The following is a 17,905-nucleotide window of genomic DNA, read 5'->3' on the forward strand; positions in this document are numbered from 1 at the left end:
GGGACATGGCGGGGAGGACGGCGTCGATCCAGGCGGAGCGAGGTGAGGATGCTGCCCAGGTGAGGGCTGCGGGTGCCTGGCTGATCGGCGAGGCAGGACATCTCTCGCGCCTGCTCGGTCGGCTGCCCGCCCACTTGCGCGGTGTCCGCTCGATCACGTTGGACCTGACGGCCGTCGAGCGGCTGGACACGACCGGGGCGTGGCTGTTGGCCCGGACCGAGCGGGCACTTCTGACAGCCGGCATCGCCGTTTCCACCAAGCCTCCGACCGCGCCTGGAACGGCAGACCTTCTCGACCATGTCCGGAAGCTGCCGCTTGGCGAGATGCGGCTGCCCAAGCCGTCCGGCGCCCTCGTCACGCTGCTCGCACGCATCGGGGACTCGATTGTCGATTTCGGTCACCAGGCCGGCGGCATCATGGCGTTCTTCGGCGGCATTGTGCTCCACACGCTCTCGGCGGTGGTACGCCCGCGCGAGATCCGCTGGACGCCGCTCGCCCACCACATCGAGCAGACCGGCATGGGAGCGGTCGGGATCACGGCCCTCCTGTCGTTCCTCATCGGGCTTGTCATGGCCTGGCAGGGCGCTGCGCAGCTGGTGCGCTTTGGCGCCGACATCTTCACCGTCGATCTTCTCGCCATCTCTGTCCTGCGGGAACTGGGGGTGCTTCTGACAGCCATTATCGTCGCCGGCCGGACCGCGAGCGCCTTCACCGCCCAGATCGGCTCGATGGTGCTGAACGAGGAGATCGACGCGATGCGGGTCATCGGTCTTGATCCGCTCGATACGCTCGTCCTCCCACGCTTCTTCGCGCTCCTGCTCGTGCTGCCGATCCTGACGTTCATCGCGGATGCCGCAGCCCTGCTGGGCGGCTCGATGGTCGTGCTGTTCGACCTGAACATTCCCTGGACCCAGATGGTGTCCAGGTTCGGCGAGATCGCGACCGTGACCCACTTCGCCGTGGGCTTGGTCAAGGCACCGGTCTTCGCGTTCTGCATCGCGCTGGTGGGTTGCTGGAACGGGCTGCGCGTCGAACGCAATGCCGAGAGCGTGGGCAAGATGACGACACAGTCTGTGGTGGCCTCCATCTTCCTCGTGATCGTGATCGACGCGATGTTTTCCATCCTGTTCGTCCAGCTCGGCATCTGAGATGGCGACCGCTCCGCCAATCGAGGTGCATGGGCTGGTGACCCGGTTCGGGGGTAGGACCATCCACGAGAACCTCGACCTGGAAGTTCGCCCGGGTGAGGTGCTGGGCGTGGTGGGGGGATCCGGCGCCGGCAAGTCCGTCCTGATGCGAACGATCCTGGGCCTGATGGAGCCGGCAGCTGGGACCATCCGCCTGCTCGGGGCTGACATGGCCAAGCTGTCGGGACGGGACCTGGTCGAACTGCGCAGCAGGACGGGCGTGCTGTTCCAGGATGCCGCCTTGTTCAGCACGCTGACCGTCGCCGAGAACACGCAGGTGCCTTTGCGCGAACGCTTCGAGCTGGCGCCGCGTCTGCTCGACGAACTGGCCTGCCTGAAGATCGCACTGGTCGGACTGCCCCCGGATGCCCGTTCGAAGTATCCATCCGAATTGTCCGGCGGCATGCGCAAGCGGGCAGGTCTTGCACGCGCGATCGCACTGGACCCTGACATCCTCTTTCTGGACGAGCCGACGGCAGGCCTCGACCCGATCGCGGCGTCGGCCTTCGACGAATTGATCCTGCAGCTGTCGAAAACGTTGGGCCTGACTGTCGTCATGATCACGCATGATCTCGATTCGCTGGTTCGCATCACCGACCGGGTTGCCGCACTGATCGACCGAAGATGTGTCGTGGCCCCGATCGACGAGTTGCGCAGGCTCGACGATCCATGGCTGCAGCAGTACTTTACGGGTCCCAGGGGCCGAGCAGCATTATCGGCCGGGCAGGCTCGGGCCTGAACAGGAGGCCGATGGAGACTCGGGCGCATCATGCAGTCGTCGGTGCGTTCGTCCTGTTGGGGCTGATCGCGATTGCCGCGTTCGGCGTCTGGCTCGGCCGCTCGTCGCTGGACCGGCGGGTCGACCGCTACGAGATCATCTTCAGTGGTGCGGTAACGGGCCTCCAGGCCGGCAGCGGGGTGCGTTACCGCGGAATTCCGGTCGGTCGGGTCGTCGACCTGCGAATCGATCCGGAGGATGTCAGTCGCATCCTGACCATCGTCGACCTTGATGCGGGCACGCCGGTCAAGACCGACACCGTGGCATCGGTCGAAGCGCAGGGCATCACCGGATTGTCGCTCATCCAGTTGGAGGGTGGTACGCAGGCGGCGCCGCTGTTGATGGCCAACAAGGGCGATGGCATACCGCGTATTCCATCTCAGCCCGGTGCCTTCCAGCAGCTTGTGGAGACGACGCCGCAACTCCTGGCTGACGGGGTCAAGCTGCTAGCCCGGATCAGCCTCCTGCTCGACGACAACAATATCGAGGCCGTCGACCGCACCCTGAGCAATCTCACCAAGGTGACGGATGCGCTGGCGGCACGCAGCGACGGGATTGAACAGACGCTGGAAGACGTGCAGGGACTGGCTGCCGATCTACGGGTGGCGGGTGCCGCGATCGCGGGCCTGAGCAGCGAGGCACGGAGCGTTCTCAAGACGGCCGACGGAGCGTTCGCCACGGTCGGTAGCGAGGGCAAGACCGCCCTGGAAGCCCTGGCCAACGCGAGTTCGGCATTGGAGCAGGTAAGCCGCAGGATGGACATGTTCCTGGACGACACGACCGAGCCGATCGCCGATTTCTCGCGCACGGGCCTCTATGAAGTGACTCAGTTGATCTCGGAGTTCCGGCAGCTGACGGCGACCTTGTCCAGGGTAGCCAGCAACTTCGATCGCGACCCGGCCGGCTATGTGTTCGGTGGGACGAGGCGCGGGTTGCCGACGGAATGAGTGGTCTCTTTCGGCTGGGTCGCCGCGGCCTTCTGACGACTGCGGGCGCAGCCGTGCTTGGCGGGTGTGCCACGCTCGATTTCCTGAACCCGCCCGCACAGCGGATCTTCGAGCTCACCCCGAAAAGCTCGTTCCCGCCAGACCTGCCGGACACCCATGCGTCGCTTGTCGTCGATACGCCGACGGCGGCAGGCGGACTGAACACGGCGCGGATCGCCGTGCGGCCGCTGCCGACCTCGATCGATTACTATGCCGAGGTGACGTGGGTGGACGTGATCCCGATCATGGTCCGGACGCTGGTGGTCGAGACGCTGGAGAACACCGGCAAGATCGATGTGTTCAACCGGTCCGATTTCGGGTCTCGCGCTGACTTCGCGCTCATCGTTCACGTGCGCGAGTTCCAGGCAGAGGTCCAGCAGCAGTCGCCATACCCCCTGGCCCATGTCCGCCTGCAGTTCCGGCTCCTGCGCCTGCCCCAGCGAATCTCAATCGACTCCAGCTTCGTGGACTTTCGGGTGCCCGCGGCCAGCAACTCCATCGAGGATGTGGTCGCGGCCCATGACGATGCACTGGGAGCTGGCCTGAAGGATCTGGCAGTCTGGGTCGTGCGTACGGTGGCTGCCAACGCCGAACCGCCTGCTGAGCGGCCGCGGCGCAGCTGACGCCGCCTTGAGCAAACTATCCCGGAGCGCACGTTTTGCCACCCGTTCTGCTGCATATGCACGTGCCGCGTGCGTCGGGCTCCAGCCTGCACGCTTGGTTCCGCCGATCGCTGGGCAAGGGCGGGGTTGCCCAGGCCAATGCTGCCGCCGCCGTCGCGCAGGCAGTCGTTGGACGACACGAGCCGGGCATGCCTGGCGTCGTGAGCGGGCACTTCACCTACGGTGTGCATGAGCTGCTGGAAGGGAGGCCCTATCGCTACGTCGTGTTGCTGCGCGACCCTGTCCAGCGGGTCCTTTCGCTGTTCCGCTACATCCGCAGTCTGCCGACGCATGATCTTCATGCGGAGCTGACCCGCCCCGACATGACCATTGCTCGATTCTACGCCGACAAGGTGCCGGGCAGCGGTCCCCGCAATGCGATGGTGGCTCAGTTGGCCGGCGTGCTCGGCACCCGTGTCACCCTCGGCCAGGAGCATCTGGAGCAGGCGACCGCCCATCTGTTCGATGACCGGACCCTGTTCGGTCTGGCAGAACATCCTGCCTCGCTGCTGCAACGGCTGGCCGAGATCCTCAGCGTCCAGATCGCGCCAGAGCTGCCGCAGGTCAACCGGCTGGGAAATGCGCAGGCATGGGGTGGCAGTCCGGAGGACATCGCCGCAATCAGCGCCAACAACCAGCTCGACATCGAGCTATATCGCCGGGCGACGAGGTCCGGCTGATCAAAGCATCGACGGCAGCACGCGGTCGGGTGGCCGGTGCCCGTCCGTGAAGGTCTTGATGTTGACGATCACCTTCTCGCCCATGTCGATCCGACCCTCGATGGTGGCGGAACCCATGTGCGGGAGCAATACGACGTTCGGCAGCTCGCGAAGCTTCGGGTTGATCGCCGGCTCGTGCTCGAACACGTCCAGTCCGGCCCCGGCCAGTTCGCCGGCGCGCAGCATCCGCGTGAGCGCCGCCTCGTCGACCACCTCGCCACGGCTCGTGTTGACCAGGAAGGCATGCCGACGCAGCAGCTTCAGGCGGCGCGCCGACAGAAGGTGGTAGGTCGCGGGCGTATGAGGACAGTTGATCGAGATGATGTCCATCCGGGCCAGCATCTGATCCAGGCTGTCCCAGTACGTGGCCTCCAGTTCCTGCTCAAGGTCCGCATGGACGCGGTTGCGGTTGTGATAATGGACGGCAAGGCCAAAGCCGCGGGCGCGGCGGGCGAGGGCGGTGCCGATCCGTCCCATCCCAACGATCCCGATGCGCTTGCCCCAGATGCGATGGCCGAGCATCGCGGTGGGGCTCCAGCCCTGCCACTCGCCGGACCGCGCCAGCTTCTCGCCTTCGACCAGCCGCCGCGATACCGACAGGATCAGTGACATGGTCATGTCTGCCGTGTCTTCGGTGAGTACGCCGGGCGTATTGGTGACCGTAATGCCCCGCTGGTGCGCCGCTTCCACGTCGACATTGTCCACGCCGGTGCCATAGTTGGCGATCAGCTTCAGCCGACTGCCGGCCTGCGACAGGATGGAGACATCGATGCGGTCCGTCACGGTCGGCACGAGCACCTCGGCGACTTTCACGGCGTCGATGAGTTCGGCCTTGGTGAGCGGCCGATCCTCGGTAGCCAGGCGTGCGTCGAACAACTCGCGCATGCGGGTCTCGATCACGTCCGGCAGCTTGCGCGTGACGATCACGAGCGGGCGGTTGCGGATCATCAATCGGTCCCTTTCGCCTGAGGGCAGGCGGCGTTCGGCCTATGCCGAGAGCTTGGCAGAAATGGCGGCACCTCACAAACGACATGGCGCCGCCACCGTTTCGCTGTTGCCCGTCTCCCCAAGAGGTGGGTATCGACCGCACGTTCATGGAGTGACGGATGAAGTTCTTCGTAGGTGCGATCGCGCTCTTGGCTGTCCTGTCGGGTGCGGCTCCGCTCATGGCCCAGGAAGGCCAGCGCAGCACGGGCCAGCCGCTCCCGCGTTTCGTGAGCCTGAGTGCCAACATCGTGAACATGCGGACGGGTCCCGGCGAGCAACATCCGGTCCTGTGGGTATACCGACGAATCGGCCTGCCGGTGAAGGTGGTCTCGGAGTACTATCAGTGGCGCAAGGTGGTGGACCACGAGGGCGCCACGGGGTGGATCAAATCCAATCTCCTGTCGAACCGGCGCAAGCTCCTGGTGATCGGGAACGGCATGGCTGACATCAAGCGCAACGCCGCGCTGGAAGCGCGTGTGGTCGCCAAGGTGGAGCCAGGCGTCATCGGCGAACTGGAGACCTGCGATACCGCCTGGTGCCTGATCGAGCTTGGTTCGGCCGAGGGCTGGATTCTGCGCGATCGGGTCTGGGGCCTGCTCGAAGGCGAAAAGATCGACTGACGAGCCCAGGAAAGCAAAGGGCCCCGGTTGATGCGGGGCCCTGGCTGACAATGTCCGATGATCGCACGCAAGCAGATCAGTTACGGGTACGGCTGTTGTGCCCGCGGACGTCGCGCACCCGGATGATCACGTCGATTCGATCGATCACCTTGCCGGCAGGCGGCTCCGGCAGCTTCTTGAACTCGATCGCATCCTCCGGGATGTCGATGATCTCGCCGGTGTTCTTGTCGAAATAGTGCCAGTGAGACGTGGGATTGGTGTCGAAGTAGGACTGACCCGACCCCACCACGACCTCCGTCAGAAGACCGGCCGCCGTGAACTGGTGCAGCGTGTTGTACACGGTCGCGAGCGATACGGGGATCGCGTTCGTGCGGGCTTCCTGAAAAAGATCCTCCGCACTCACGTGACGCGGACCGTTTTCAAGCAGCAGCTTTGCCAGGGCCAGACGTTGCCGGGTCGGGCGAAGGCCGCAAGCCTTGAGCTGCCGAAGGGCCGTTGCGTAAGGGCGCTGCATGAATGAATGATCCACTACGAGCTGCGGAGCCGGAGAACTGCGCGTTGCCGGACTCTATACAGGACTGAAACGGTACACATCAATCCTGCACCGGTGCAAGTTTCGGCGTCACGGGGTGTCATTCGCCGGTCAGGATGCGTTGCACGAGCTGCTTCACGGTCGGAATGAAGCCACCCTTGTAGAAGGGGTCCTGGCCGAAGCGGTAGGCATTGTGCCCGCTGAACATCAGCTGCTTCTCGATCGGGTCGCCGCGACCATGCGCGATGTCCTGCAGCGTCTTCTGGATGCAGAAGCTGCGCGGATCAGGCTGGTAGCCCGTCGTGAACGTGTCGCGGTCTTTCCAGGAGCTGAACCGGCAGTGGCTCAGGCATCCCATGCAGTCCGCCTGATCGCGCCGGATCTGCCTGGCACGGTCGGGCGCCACGAAGATCAGCGTGCTATCCGGCGTGCGCATCGGCTGGGAAAAGCCCTCGATCATCCAGGCCGTCGCCTTGGCGTGATCGGCAGGCGTCATGTAGACGCCATGATTGGAGCGACCGTACGGCAGGAAGATCGTATGCCCCAAGGCATCGGACGGCTCCTCCGAGAACGGCACCTGCCGGTCGGAGCGCTCGTACAGCTCGTCCAGAAACTCGTTACGTACGGCAGAGCTGTAGAAGCCGGTCGGGCTGAACTGGTGAAGCGCCACCCCGCCGGGATTAACATTCAGCAGGCGGTCCTTCCAGGCCTGCGGAATGGGGCTCTCCTGCGTGAGGAGAGGGCGGGTACCGAACTGGAAGGCAATGGGCCCAAGGTCCTTGTTGCCGATCCAGCTCATCCACTCCTTGAGGTGCCAGACGCCGCCCGCCATCACGATCGGGACCTGATCCAGCCCCATCTCGCGCATCATCTTGCGCAGCTCGAGCACGCGCGGAAGCGGGTTCTCCGGGACGTCCGGGCTCTCGGCATTCGACAGCCCGTTATGGCCGCCTGCACGCCAGGGGTCTTCGTAGACAACGGCACCCAACCAGTCGCCGAACTTGTGATAGGTACGCTTCCACAGCGCCCTGAAGGCGCGGGCGGACGAGATGATCGGGTAGTAGTTGACCTCGTGCCGGGCACAGATCTCGGCCAGGCGGTAGGGCATGCCGGCACCGCAGGTGACGCCATGGATCAGGCCCTTGGCACCCTCCAGCACGCCTGTCAGGACACGCTCGCAGCCACCCATTTCCCAAAGGACGTTGAGATGGATGCGACCCTCGCCACCGCGCAAATCATGTGCGATTCGCGCCTGGCTGATGGCGCCCCTGGTCGAGTAGTCGACCAGTTCCTCATGACGGCTCTTGCGGTCGCGGCCCTTATAGACCAGCGGCACGTACTCACCGTTCTCGTCGATAAGGTCGGCATTCACGCCCGAAATCGTGCCGACGCCGCCGGCGGCGGCCCAGGCACCAGCGCTGGTCCCGTTGGAGGCGGCGACTCCCTTGCCGCCTTCCACCAATGGCCAAACCGATGCTCCTGAAAGGAACATCGGCTCAACGATCGAAGCTGCAGTCATCTAGTATCTACCTGAGGTCCCGATCGGCCTGCTCTGACCATCCGTTGGCAGCTCCACGAATTCGGGCCGGCATGCCGCCCGCTCTGAAGCCGTCAGGATGAGGCGCGGTCCACCTACGCTCCCGGATCTATGAAGCAGCCACGATAGTATGGATATGAAACCACCCGCGTACAAGACAAGGCTTGACAATTGCCTTGGACGCGGGCGGACCCATCAGTCCTCGCGCGGGCGACGCGGACGGTCATCTCCGCCACGCCGGCGGAACCCGCCTTCGCGGTCACCGCGCTCGCTCCGCTCTGACCGATCACCGCGATCGGAACGTTCGGCACGCTCCGGACGGTACTCACCATTGTCGCCGTCCTCGCGACGCGGGCGACGCTCCACCTCGATCCGCTCCCCGGTCTCCTGGTCGACGGCGCGCATCGACAGCTTGACCTTGCCGCGATCGTCGATCGCCAGGATCACCACCTTGACCTGATCACCCTCTTTGAGGACGTCGGTCACCTTGTTGATCCGCTCGTTCTTGATCTCGGAGATGTGCAGCAGGCCGTCCTGGCTGCCCATGAAGTTCACGAACGCGCCGAAATCGACGATGCGGACGACCTTGCCGTTGTAGATGGCACCGACCTCGGGCGAGGACGTCAGGCCACGCACCCAGTCGACCGCCTGCTGGCCCTTCACCGCGTCCGAGGACGCGATCTTGACCGTGCCGTCATCGCTGATGTCGATCTTGGCACCAGTGACCTCGCAGATCTCCCGGATGACCTTGCCGCCCGGCCCGATCACCGCGCCGATCTTGTCGGTCGGGATCTGGATCTGGACGACCCTCGGCACCGTGTCGCGCATTTCCTCGCGCACGCGGCCCAGGCCCTTGGCCATCTCGCCCAGGATGTGGATCCGGCCGCCTTTGGCCTGGTCCAGGGCGATCCGCATGATCTCCTCGGTGATCCCGGCGATCTTGATGTCCATCTGCAGCGCCGTCACACCAGCTTCGGTGCCCGCCACCTTGAAGTCCATGTCGCCGAGATGGTCCTCATCGCCCAGGATGTCAGAGAGCACCGCGAACCGGTCGCCTTCCTTGATCAGCCCCATCGCGATGCCCGCCACCGGACGCGTCAACGGTACGCCGGCATCCATCATCGCCAGGGAAGCACCGCATACCGACGCCATGGAGGAGGAGCCATTGCTCTCGGTGATCTCCGACACGACGCGAATCGTGTAAGGGAACTGGTCCTTGGACGGCAGCAGCGGATGGGTCGCGCGCCATGCGAGCTTGCCATGGCCGATCTCGCGACGTCCGGGCGAACCCATGCGGCCAGTCTCGCCCACCGAATAGGGTGGGAAGTTGTAGTGCAGCATGTAGTGGTTGCGCGAATCGCCGGTCAGGTCGTCGACGACTTGCTCGTCCTGGCCGGTGCCGAGCGTCGCGACCACCAGCGCCTGGGTCTCGCCGCGGGTGAACAGCGCCGAGCCATGAACGCGCGGCAGGACACCGACCTCGGCCACGATCGGACGGACCGTGACCAGATCGCGGCCGTCGATGCGGCGCTTGGTATCGAGGATGTTCCCACGAACGACCTTGGCTTCCAGGCCCTTGAACAGGCTTTTGAGCAGCGCCTTCCGGTCGATGTCTGCATCCGGCCAGTGCGCGGTCATCTTCGCACGTGCCGTGTCGACCAGGTCGTGGCGGGCCTGTTTGCCCTTCTCTGCGTAGGCGGCACGCAAGTCGGCCCCGACCAGCTTCTCAAGCTCGGCGGCGAGTTCGGCGTTGTCGGCCTCCTCAAGGTCCCAAGGATCCTTGGCGCACTGCTCCGCAAAGCCGATGATCAGGTCGATGATCGCCTGCATCTGCTTGTGGCCGTACATGACCGCGCCGAGCATGACGTCCTCGGACAGCTCCTTGGCTTCCGATTCCACCATCATGACGGCGTCGGACGTGCCAGCGACCACCAGATCGAGCTCGGACGTCTTCAGCTGCTCGATCGTCGGGTTGAGCAGGTACTCGCCATCCTTGTAGCCGACCTTCGCGGCCGCGACCGGGCCGAAGAATGGTACGCCCGAGATGGTGAGCGCCGCGGAGGCGCCGATCATCGAGATGACGTCGGTGTCGGTCTCGCCGTCATGCGCCAGTACGGTGCAGACGACCTGAACCTCGTTCTTGAACTCGTCGGGGAACAGCGGGCGGATCGGGCGGTCGATGAGGCGGGAGATCAGCGTCTCCTTCTCCGACGGCCTGCCCTCGCGCTTGAAGAACCCGCCCGGGATCTTTCCCGCGGCGAATGCCTTCTCCTGGTAGTTCACGGTGAGCGGGAAGAAGTCCTGGCCGGGCTTCTTCTCTTTTGCTGCCACGGCAGTGCAAAGCACGACCGTCTCGCCATGGGTGGCGATGACCGAGCCGTCGGCCTGACGCGCCACCTTGCCGCTTTCCAAGGAGATCGGCTTGCCGCCCCAGGTCGTCGATTTACGGGTAAGGTTGAACATATCCCCAGTTTCCCTTCGTCGCCCCGGCCGTCACGTTCGGCTGGGGTCTACTCCCGCAGGTCCGGCATTCCTTGCCTGTCGACATGAAGGAGAGCCGGGCCGCCCGCACCTCGCGAACGGCCCGCCTCCGGCAGCTTCAGGACACGATCGTCCATGTGGAGCCGCCGGACGCAGGGCGCCTATCTGGCGCCGATCATTACTTGCGCAGGCCGAGACGCTCGATCAGCGCCTTGTAGCGGTTCGCATCCTTGCGCTTCAGATAGTCCAGCAGGCTGCGCCGCTGGCCGACCATCATCAGAAGACCACGGCGGGAGTGGAAATCCTTCTGGTGGATCTTCAGGTGCTCGGTCAGGTTGGTGACCCGCTCCGAAAGGATCGAGACCTGGACTTCCGGCGAGCCGGTGTCGCCCGGGTGGGTCGCATACTCCTGGATCAGCTCCGCCTTGCGCTGGGCAGTGATCGTCATCGTCTCTTTTCCATCGGCATCGTTGTCAGGAAAACCCGCACCGGGAGCAGTTCGCCTTCCTCGAAACGAGTAAGAGCGACCAGCCGCCCGCCCCACATCGCCCTGACCATCGGTTCCGCTCCCAGCTCGCCCTCGATCATGTGAGGGAGGGCCACGATCGGCTGACCGGCGGACAGGCGTTGGGCCTGCGGTTCCGTGACGGCGAGCGCCGGGATGCCGGCCAGCGCCGTCGTCACAGGTACCAGTACCTGCGGCAGGCTCTCGTCGGCGATGATTGCCTCGAGATCGGCCAGCCGCACGGAATCTTCTATCTTGAACGGACCGACCATGATCCGCCGAAGCTGTGTCACATGGGCGCGCGTTCCGAGCGCTTCGCCCAGGTCGCGCGCCAGCGAGCGCACATAGGCGCCCTTGCCGCAGGTCATGGAGAGGACCGCGGACCCGTCGTCTCGCATCTCGACCAAGTCGAGCGTGTCGACCCGGATCGGCCGCTCCTCAAGGATGACCTCCTCGCCCCGCCGTGCCAGGTCGTAGGCCCGCTCGCCATCGATCTTGACGGCCGCGTAAATCGGCGGCCGCTGCATGATCTCGCCCCGGAACCTGGGGAGGGCCGCCTCGATCTGCTCCGCCGTCGGCCGGATATCGGAATAGGCGATGACCACGCCGTCGCTGTCGTCGGTGTCGGTCGCCTCGCCGAACTTGACAGTGAACTCGTAACCCTTGCGCGCGTCCATCACGTACATGACGGTCTTGGTCGCGTCGCCCAGAGCGATCGGCAGCACGCCGGTGGCCAGCGGGTCGAGCGTCCCGCCATGGCCGACCTTCTGCGCGTTGGTCGCGCGCTTGATTACATTGACCACATGGGTCGACGTCATGCCGGTGGGCTTGTCGACGCACAGCCAGCCATGGATCGGCACGCCCTTGAGGCGCCGCCGACTCATTCCTCCTTCTCCTCGTGGGAGGGAAGGGCGGCAACCTCCTTGGCGATCAGCGTCTCGACCCTGGACGCCTCACCGAACGTCTCGTCGGGCACGATCCGCAGGCGTGGACCATATTTCAGGTCCATCTCACGGCCGAGCCGCGCCGTCAGGTAGCCGGACGCGCGGATCAGCGCCTTCAGCACCGCCGGTCGCATCTTGTCCCGACCTAGCTCTGCTACGAAGACAGTTGCCTGCTTCAGGTCCGGGCTGATCCTGACCTCGGACACCGTCACCACGGCGTCCGTCAGGTCCGGATCGTGCAGCTCGTGCCGCATGAAGATATCGGCGAGACGGTGTCTCACCGCCTCGCCGACCCGCATCTGCCGCTGCGAGGGTTCATGGGGACGTCCACGCTCACTCGCGGACGTCCCGTGGGAACGGGAACGACCGCTCACAGGCTCCGCGCGACCTCCTGAACCTCGTAGGCCTCGACCACGTCACCCTGCCGGATGTCGTTGTAGCCCTCGAGGGAGAGACCGCACTCGAAGCCATCGCGCACTTCGCGGACATCGTCCTTGAAGCGCTTGAGCGAGCCCAGCGCACCCTCGTGGATGACCACGTCGTCGCGGAGCAGACGAATCCGCGCTGTGCGCTTCATCAGCCCGTCGATGACGCGGCAACCCGCGATCTTGCCGATCCGCTGCACCACGAAGATCTCGCGGATCTCCGCATGGCCGAGGATGACCTCCTTCGCTTCCGGCGCCAGGAGCCCGGACAGGAGGGCCTTCATCTCGTCGAGCAGTTCGTAGATGATCGAGTAGTACCTGATCTCCACGCCGTCGCGCTTGGCCATCTCGCGGGCAGGGGCGTTCGCCCGGACGTTGAAGCCCAGGATCACGCCGCCGGACGCCGCCGCCAGCGTGACGTCGCTCTCGGTGATGGCACCGACGCCGCCGTGCAGGATCCGGACCGACACTTCGTCGGTACCGAGCTTCTGCAGCCCGGCGGACACCGCCTCAAGCGAGCCGTGCACATCCGTCTTGATCACCACCGAGAGCTCCTTGAGCTCGCCGACCTTGATCTTCGAGAACATGTCCTCGAGCGACCCACGCGCACCGGCCGTCGCTACCAGCTGCGCCTCGCGCTTCTTGCGCTGGCGATACTCGGCGATCTCTCGGGCACGGTCGGCATTGTCCGTCGCCGAGAGAAGATCGCCGGCACTCGGCACTCCATCCAGGCCCAGGATCTCGACCGGCACCGACGGTCCCGCCTCGGTCACGCTCTTGCCCCGATCGTCGACCAGCGCGCGGACGCGTCCGGCGGTGACGCCGCACACGACGGTATCACCGACCTTCAGCGTACCCTTCTGGACGAGCGCCGTGGCCACCACGCCGCGGCCGCGGTCGAGCCGCGCCTCGATGATGGTACCCTGGGCCTCGCGATCCGGGTTCGCCTTCAGGTCGAGCAGTTCCGCCTGCAACTGCACCGCCTCGATCAGGTTCTCCAGGCCGGTCCGCTTGATCGCGGAGACCTCGATCGCCTGCACGTCGCCACCGAATTCCTCGGTCACCACGTCGTAGGACAGCAGTTCGTTCTTCACCCGGGTCGGGTCGGCCTCGGGGCGGTCGATCTTGTTGATCGCCACCACGATCGGCACCTTCGCCGCCTGGGCATGGCGGATCGCCTCGATCGTCTGCGGCATGACGCCGTCATCGGCCGCCACCACCAGGATGACGATGTCGGTGACCGACGCACCACGGGCACGCATCTGCGTGAACGCGGCGTGGCCGGGCGTGTCGATGAAGGTCACCGGCATGCCGGAACCGATATCGACCCGATAGGCGCCGATATGCTGGGTGATGCCACCCGCCTCGTGGGCCGCCACGTCCGCGTTTCGCAGCGCGTCGAGCAGCGATGTCTTGCCGTGGTCGACATGGCCCATGACCGTCACGACCGGCGAGCGCGGCTGCAGGTTGACGTCCTCGTCGATCGTCAGGCCCTCGACGCCCTCCTCGATCAGCGATTCGGACACCCGCTTCGGGCGATGGCCGAATTCGGACACCACCAGCTCGGCCGTGTCGGCATCGATGGTCTGCGCCGGCGTGGCCAGGATGTGGTTCTTCATCAGAACCTTGATCACCTCGCCGGAACGCACCGCCATACGGGCGGCCAGATCCTGCACTGTGATCACGTCCGGGATCGCCACCTCACGAACGATCAGTTCGGTCGGCTGGACGATCTGCTGGCGGCCCTTCTGCTGGCGACGACGCATCGCCGCCACCGAGGGACCCTTGCGCTCCTCGATATCGCCTTCGGCACCGAGCACGATGCGGCCCTTGATCTTGCCGCTGTCGTCCCGGCGCACCGCCGGTGCCATGAGCTTGGGCGCCTTGGCGGCGGCCTTGCCCTTGATCCCGCGCTTGTCGTCGACCGATTCGAAGCCGAATTTCGCGGTCGGCTGCGGCACCTTCGGGGCTTCCACAGCCGGCCGCACCTCGGCCGCCGGACGTGCGGCCGGCTCGGCACGTGCTTCCGGCTGCCGGGCAACCACCGCCTCGCGCTGCGCCTCGTCCGGCCGGGCCGCACCCGGCTGAACGGCCGTCTTGCGCTCCTGCTCCTCAAGGAGCCGCCGGGCCTGCTCCTCCGCCTTGCGACGGATCTCATCCTCGGCCTTGCGGCGCGTCTCTTCCTCGGTCCGGCGGCGGGCTTCCGCCTCGGCCTCGACCCGGCGGCGCTCATCCTCGATCGCCCGCTGACGCGCTTCCTCTTCGGCGCGCTTGCGGTCTTCCTCGGTGCGCCGCTGGTTAATGATCACTGCCTGCAGCCGAGCCTGGTGCTCGGCCTCGGTCAGTGCGCGCAGGCGCACCGGGCCGCGGTTGCCCGCAGCTCCGCCAGCCGGGCCACGCGTCTCGGCGCCCGATGGGCGCTGCCCACCAGGGGCGGGCGGCCGGCCGGACTGGTCGGCCTGCTCGGTCGGTGCCATGCGCGCCACGCCCGCGGGCGGCTGCCCCGGTGCCCGCGACTTGCGCACTTCCACCTGCACGGGCTTGCTCAGCACGCCATGCGAGCGCGCCTGCTTCACCGTGCCGACGTCGACCGTCTTGCGCGGCAAGTCCATGCGTCCGGTGCTTGCACCGGTGCCAGACGGGCGGTTGAGGCCGATCCGGGCTTTGGTGTCCTGACCCTTCGGATCGTTCATGAGGCGAGCCGTTCCTGTCGTTCGGTCGATGTCACTGTCGAATCTGCACTTCGGTCGGTCGGACCCTGCCGGAAGCCGGCAAGTCGCCGCACGATCGTCATCAGCGATGCGGCATGGCTCTCGTGGGTGACCGCGAGATGGACCGCTTCGCTCCGGCCGAGTGCCCGGCCGAGTTCGGTCCGGTCGAACAACCGGACCACGGAAAGTTTGGTGGCGAGCCGCCCGAGCTTCTGCAGCCCGTCGTCCGCCGCGTCCAGCGCCTGGATCAGCATGACCGCACGTCCGGCACGCAGCGTGCGCTCGACCTCGTCGAAACCGCCGACCAGCGCACCGGCACGCCGTGCTAGCCCGATCCGGTCGAGGCCCCGCCGGACCAGGATATCCTCGATCTGCGCGGCGAGGTCGCCGGTGACGGATGACCCCGGTCCCGCCGCCCGCGTCAGCGCCTGGCGCTTGACCGCCAGCTCGACGCTCGCCCGATCCGCCTCCAGCCAGAAACCCCGGCCCGGAAGCTTGGCATCCACGTCGAAGACCACCTGACCTTGCGGATCGCGCACGAAGCGCAGCATGCCGTCGCGATCCTGCCGCGCACGTGAAAGCACGGAGCGTCGCGGATTTCTGCCCGCGGCGACCGGCTCTTCGATGATGGAGACCGTCGTTTCGTTCAAGCGGGCTCCGCTTCCGGTTCGGCCTCTTCGGCCGGCTGCTCGGGTGCCTCGATCCAGCCGAGCGCCACGCGCGCGGCCACGATGATCTGGCCAGCACTCTCAGCCGTGAGCCCAGCCTGCGGCAGGTACTCGACCAGTTCGTCACCGGCCAGGTCAGCCAAGTCTTCCAGCGACTTGATGCCCTTGCGACCAAGCTCGACGATCTGGGCCAGTTCGATCTGCTCGAACTGGATCAGATCGTCGGCGATGCCCAGCTCCGCAGCCTCGGCCTGCAGCGCCTCGCGCTGTTCGTCGAGCCAGGACACGGCACGCTCGATGAGCGCGGTAGCGATCTCCTCGTCGAAGCCTTCGATCCCGGCAAGCTCTTCCGGCGGGCAGTAGGCGACGTCCGCAACCGTATCGAAGCCCTCGGTCGCAAGCAGCTCGGCGATCACCGTCTCGACGTTCAACGCCTCGGTGAAGAGCTCGATGCGCCGACGGAAGAGGCTGGTGCGCTTCTCGCTGTCCTCGGTCTCGGAGACGATGTCGATCTCCCAGCCGGTCAGCTGGCTTGCAAGGCGGACGTTCTGTCCGCGACGGCCGATCGCGATGTGCTGCATGTGGTCGGGCACGACCACCTCGATCCGGTTGTTGTCCGGATCCAGCACGACGCGGGCGACTTCGGCCGGCGCCAGTGCGTTCACCACGAAATTGGCCGGATCAGGCGACCACGGGATGATGTCGATCTTCTCGCCCGCCAGCTCCTGCACGACGGCCTGGACGCGCGAGCCGCGCATGCCCACGCAGGCACCGACCGGGTCGATGCCGCCCTCGCGGGAATAGACGGCGATCTTGGCCCGGCTGCCCGGATCACGGGCGCAGCCCTTGATCTCGATGATGCCGTCATAGATCTCCGGCACTTCCTGCTCGAACAGCTTCGCCATGAACTGGGGATGCGTGCGCGACAGGAAGATCTGCGGGCCTCTGGTCTGGTGGCTCACGTCATAGAGATAAGCGCGGATCCGATCCTTGTTGCGGAACAGTTCGCGCGGGATCAGGTCGTCGCGGCGGCAGATCGCCTCGGCCTTGCCGAGGTCGACCAGCACGTTGCCATGCTCGACCCGCTTGATCTCGCCGACGATGATCTCGCCGATCCGGTCCTTGAACTCGTTGTACTGCCGCTCACGCTCGGCTTCGCGGACGCGCTGCACGATGACCTGCTTGGCCGACTGCGCCGCGATCCGGCCATAGTCGATGGGCGGCAGGGGATCCTCGATGACGTCGCCTTCGCGCGCTACCGGGTTCAGCCGCTTGGCGTCCGACAGGGCGATCTGCAGGGTGGGCTCGGTGACTTCCTCGACCACCTGCATGACCCGGAAGATGCCGATCTCGCCCGTCTTGCGATCGATCTCGGCGCGGATCTCCAGGTCCTGGCCATATTTGCGGCGAGCGGCCGTGCCGATCGCCTGCTCCATGGCCTCGATGACCTCGGTCGGCGAGATGCCCTTCTCCTGGGCCACGGCTTCCGCGATTCGCAAGAGCTCGGCTCGGCCGAACACTGGACCCATCGCTTCCATCAGACGCCTCCCACCGGGCTTGCTTCTTCCGTCTCCGCCTGAGCGGCTTGCACCGCGGCGATCAGTTCATCGGTCAATACGAGCCGCGCCTTGCGGATGCTTGCGAACGGCACGCGGAACGTCCGTCCGTCCTCGACGATCAGCACGTCCTCGCCTTCCACGTTCTCGATCACCGCCTTGAAGCGCTTGCGCCCTTCCAGGTCGGGTTCGACCTCGATCTTGGCCAGGTGCCCCTTGAAGCGCGCGTAGTCGCGCAGGCGCACGAGCGGTCGATCAATGCCGGGCGAACTTACTTCCAGGTTGTAGGCGCCCGGAATCGGATCGTGGACGTCGAGCACGGCCGAGATTGCCCGGCTGATGTCGGCGCAGTCCTCGACGGTCATCAGGCGCTTGGGGTCGCTCGGCTCGGCCATCACCTGCAGCGTCTTGCGCGTCTGCCCGAGCAGCCTGACCTGAACGAGCTCGAAGCCCATCCCGTGAAGGCTAGGTTCGATCAGATCGACAAGAGTGCGGATGGTGAAGCTCCCGAAAAAACGGCATGCCAAAGGGAGCGGGTTTCTACCCACTCACCTCGCATCGGCGCGGTAGTGAACGAACAGGTAGGTAGGCTCAGCAGCCCGAAAGT

17 protein-coding genes are annotated in these 17,905 nt (G+C 65.8%); 6 read left to right on the forward strand and 11 right to left on the reverse strand.

The window, feature by feature from the left end; translation table 11 throughout:
- Positions 1-5: 5 nt before the first annotated feature.
- The 5 genes from VHL31_RS08060 to VHL31_RS08080 all read left to right on the forward strand — a co-directional run bounded on the left by VHL31_RS08060 (position 6) and on the right by VHL31_RS08080 (position 4,293).
- Positions 6-1,148 carry an ABC transporter permease gene (locus tag VHL31_RS08060; protein ID WP_329660693.1) on the forward strand — a complete coding sequence of 381 codons (1,143 nt, stop codon included), beginning with the start codon at positions 6-8 and terminating at the stop codon, positions 1,146-1,148.
- Between the two features lies 1 nt (position 1,149).
- Positions 1,150-1,926, forward strand: a complete 777-nt coding sequence (locus VHL31_RS08065; RefSeq protein WP_329660694.1) for an ABC transporter ATP-binding protein — start codon at positions 1,150-1,152, stop codon at positions 1,924-1,926.
- Positions 1,927-1,937: 11 nt separating this feature from the next.
- Entirely contained in the window at positions 1,938-2,912 is a 975-nt protein-coding gene (locus tag VHL31_RS08070) for an MlaD family protein (protein WP_329660695.1), read from the forward strand.
- Positions 2,909-3,574: an ABC-type transport auxiliary lipoprotein family protein gene (locus VHL31_RS08075; RefSeq protein WP_329660696.1), complete on the forward strand. Its 666-nt coding sequence runs from the start codon at positions 2,909-2,911 to the stop codon at positions 3,572-3,574. Before VHL31_RS08070 ends, VHL31_RS08075 begins: the two co-directional genes overlap by 4 nt.
- A gap of 62 nt (positions 3,575-3,636) precedes the next feature.
- Positions 3,637-4,293, forward strand: coding sequence for a hypothetical protein (locus VHL31_RS08080; RefSeq protein ID WP_329660697.1), 657 nt, complete (start codon positions 3,637-3,639; stop codon positions 4,291-4,293).
- On the opposite strand, the gene VHL31_RS08085 is transcribed toward VHL31_RS08080, so the two are convergent.
- A complete protein-coding gene (locus VHL31_RS08085) occupies positions 4,294-5,280 on the reverse strand; it encodes a D-glycerate dehydrogenase (RefSeq protein WP_329660698.1) in 987 nt (328 codons plus the stop codon). It abuts the gene before it with no gap.
- A gap of 158 nt (positions 5,281-5,438) precedes the next feature.
- Between VHL31_RS08085 and VHL31_RS08090 the strand changes: the two genes are divergently transcribed.
- Positions 5,439-5,939: an SH3 domain-containing protein gene (locus tag VHL31_RS08090; RefSeq protein ID WP_329660699.1), complete on the forward strand. Its 501-nt coding sequence runs from the start codon at positions 5,439-5,441 to the stop codon at positions 5,937-5,939.
- A 76-nt stretch (positions 5,940-6,015) separates the two neighbouring features.
- Here VHL31_RS08090 and irrA read toward each other — a convergent pair whose 3' ends face one another.
- From irrA to rimP, 10 genes are all read right to left on the reverse strand, one after another.
- Entirely contained in the window at positions 6,016-6,453 is a 438-nt protein-coding gene (gene irrA / locus VHL31_RS08095) for an iron response transcriptional regulator IrrA (RefSeq protein WP_329660700.1), read from the reverse strand.
- A 118-nt stretch (positions 6,454-6,571) separates the two neighbouring features.
- The gene (locus tag VHL31_RS08100) at positions 6,572-7,990 is read right to left on the reverse strand and encodes an NAD(P)H-dependent flavin oxidoreductase (RefSeq protein WP_329660701.1); all 1,419 of its coding nucleotides are present in this window, start codon (positions 7,988-7,990) and stop codon (positions 6,572-6,574) included.
- A gap of 213 nt (positions 7,991-8,203) precedes the next feature.
- A complete protein-coding gene (gene pnp / locus VHL31_RS08105) occupies positions 8,204-10,471 on the reverse strand; it encodes a polyribonucleotide nucleotidyltransferase (protein ID WP_329660702.1) in 2,268 nt (755 codons plus the stop codon).
- A 196-nt stretch (positions 10,472-10,667) separates the two neighbouring features.
- Entirely contained in the window at positions 10,668-10,937 is a 270-nt protein-coding gene (gene rpsO, locus VHL31_RS08110) for a 30S ribosomal protein S15 (protein ID WP_329660703.1), read from the reverse strand.
- Positions 10,934-11,878: a tRNA pseudouridine(55) synthase TruB gene (gene truB, locus VHL31_RS08115; protein WP_329660704.1), complete on the reverse strand. Its 945-nt coding sequence runs from the start codon at positions 11,876-11,878 to the stop codon at positions 10,934-10,936. The genes rpsO and truB overlap by 4 nt, the downstream gene beginning before the upstream one ends.
- Positions 11,875-12,237, reverse strand: coding sequence for a 30S ribosome-binding factor RbfA (gene rbfA / locus VHL31_RS08120; protein WP_329660705.1), 363 nt, complete (start codon positions 12,235-12,237; stop codon positions 11,875-11,877). The genes truB and rbfA overlap by 4 nt, the downstream gene beginning before the upstream one ends.
- 71 nt (positions 12,238-12,308) lie before the next feature.
- On the reverse strand, positions 12,309-15,056 hold the full coding sequence (gene infB / locus VHL31_RS08125) for a translation initiation factor IF-2 (protein WP_329660706.1): 2,748 nt from the start codon (positions 15,054-15,056) through the stop codon (positions 12,309-12,311).
- The gene (locus VHL31_RS08130; protein WP_329660707.1) at positions 15,053-15,724 is read right to left on the reverse strand and encodes a DUF448 domain-containing protein; all 672 of its coding nucleotides are present in this window, start codon (positions 15,722-15,724) and stop codon (positions 15,053-15,055) included. Before VHL31_RS08130 ends, infB begins: the two co-directional genes overlap by 4 nt.
- Positions 15,721-17,271: a transcription termination factor NusA gene (gene nusA / locus VHL31_RS08135; RefSeq protein WP_349262390.1), complete on the reverse strand. Its 1,551-nt coding sequence runs from the start codon at positions 17,269-17,271 to the stop codon at positions 15,721-15,723. The genes VHL31_RS08130 and nusA overlap by 4 nt, the downstream gene beginning before the upstream one ends.
- Positions 17,272-17,279: 8 nt before the next feature.
- Complete coding sequence (rimP, locus tag VHL31_RS08140) at positions 17,280-17,825, reverse strand: ribosome maturation factor RimP (protein WP_329660709.1); 546 nt, start codon at positions 17,823-17,825, stop codon at positions 17,280-17,282.
- Positions 17,826-17,905: the final 80 nt, after the last annotated feature.

The organism is Geminicoccus sp., assembly GCF_036263595.1.
GTDB lineage: Bacteria > Pseudomonadota > Alphaproteobacteria > Geminicoccales > Geminicoccaceae > Geminicoccus.

What these genes read in the sequence shown, in the direction of transcription:
- irrA (WP_329660700.1), bottom strand. Translation starts at nt 6,453, where the DNA reads ATGCAGCGCCCTTACGCAACGGCCCTTCGGCAGCTCAAGGCTTGCGGC.
- VHL31_RS08100 (WP_329660701.1), bottom strand. Translation starts at nt 7,990, where the DNA reads ATGACTGCAGCTTCGATCGTTGAGCCGATGTTCCTTTCAGGAGCATCG.
- rbfA (WP_329660705.1), bottom strand. Translation starts at nt 12,237, where the DNA reads ATGCGGGTCGGCGAGGCGGTGAGACACCGTCTCGCCGATATCTTCATG.
- rpsO (WP_329660703.1), bottom strand. Translation starts at nt 10,937, where the DNA reads ATGACGATCACTGCCCAGCGCAAGGCGGAGCTGATCCAGGAGTATGCG.
- nusA (WP_349262390.1), bottom strand. Translation starts at nt 17,271, where the DNA reads ATGGGTCCAGTGTTCGGCCGAGCCGAGCTCTTGCGAATCGCGGAAGCC.
- pnp (WP_329660702.1), bottom strand. Translation starts at nt 10,471, where the DNA reads ATGTTCAACCTTACCCGTAAATCGACGACCTGGGGCGGCAAGCCGATC.
- VHL31_RS08060 (WP_329660693.1), top strand. Translation starts at nt 6, where the DNA reads ATGGCGGGGAGGACGGCGTCGATCCAGGCGGAGCGAGGTGAGGATGCT.
- VHL31_RS08075 (WP_329660696.1), top strand. Translation starts at nt 2,909, where the DNA reads ATGAGTGGTCTCTTTCGGCTGGGTCGCCGCGGCCTTCTGACGACTGCG.
- infB (WP_329660706.1), bottom strand. Translation starts at nt 15,056, where the DNA reads ATGAACGATCCGAAGGGTCAGGACACCAAAGCCCGGATCGGCCTCAAC.
- VHL31_RS08070 (WP_329660695.1), top strand. Translation starts at nt 1,938, where the DNA reads ATGGAGACTCGGGCGCATCATGCAGTCGTCGGTGCGTTCGTCCTGTTG.
- VHL31_RS08065 (WP_329660694.1), top strand. Translation starts at nt 1,150, where the DNA reads ATGGCGACCGCTCCGCCAATCGAGGTGCATGGGCTGGTGACCCGGTTC.
- VHL31_RS08090 (WP_329660699.1), top strand. Translation starts at nt 5,439, where the DNA reads ATGAAGTTCTTCGTAGGTGCGATCGCGCTCTTGGCTGTCCTGTCGGGT.
- truB (WP_329660704.1), bottom strand. Translation starts at nt 11,878, where the DNA reads ATGAGTCGGCGGCGCCTCAAGGGCGTGCCGATCCATGGCTGGCTGTGC.
- VHL31_RS08085 (WP_329660698.1), bottom strand. Translation starts at nt 5,280, where the DNA reads ATGATCCGCAACCGCCCGCTCGTGATCGTCACGCGCAAGCTGCCGGAC.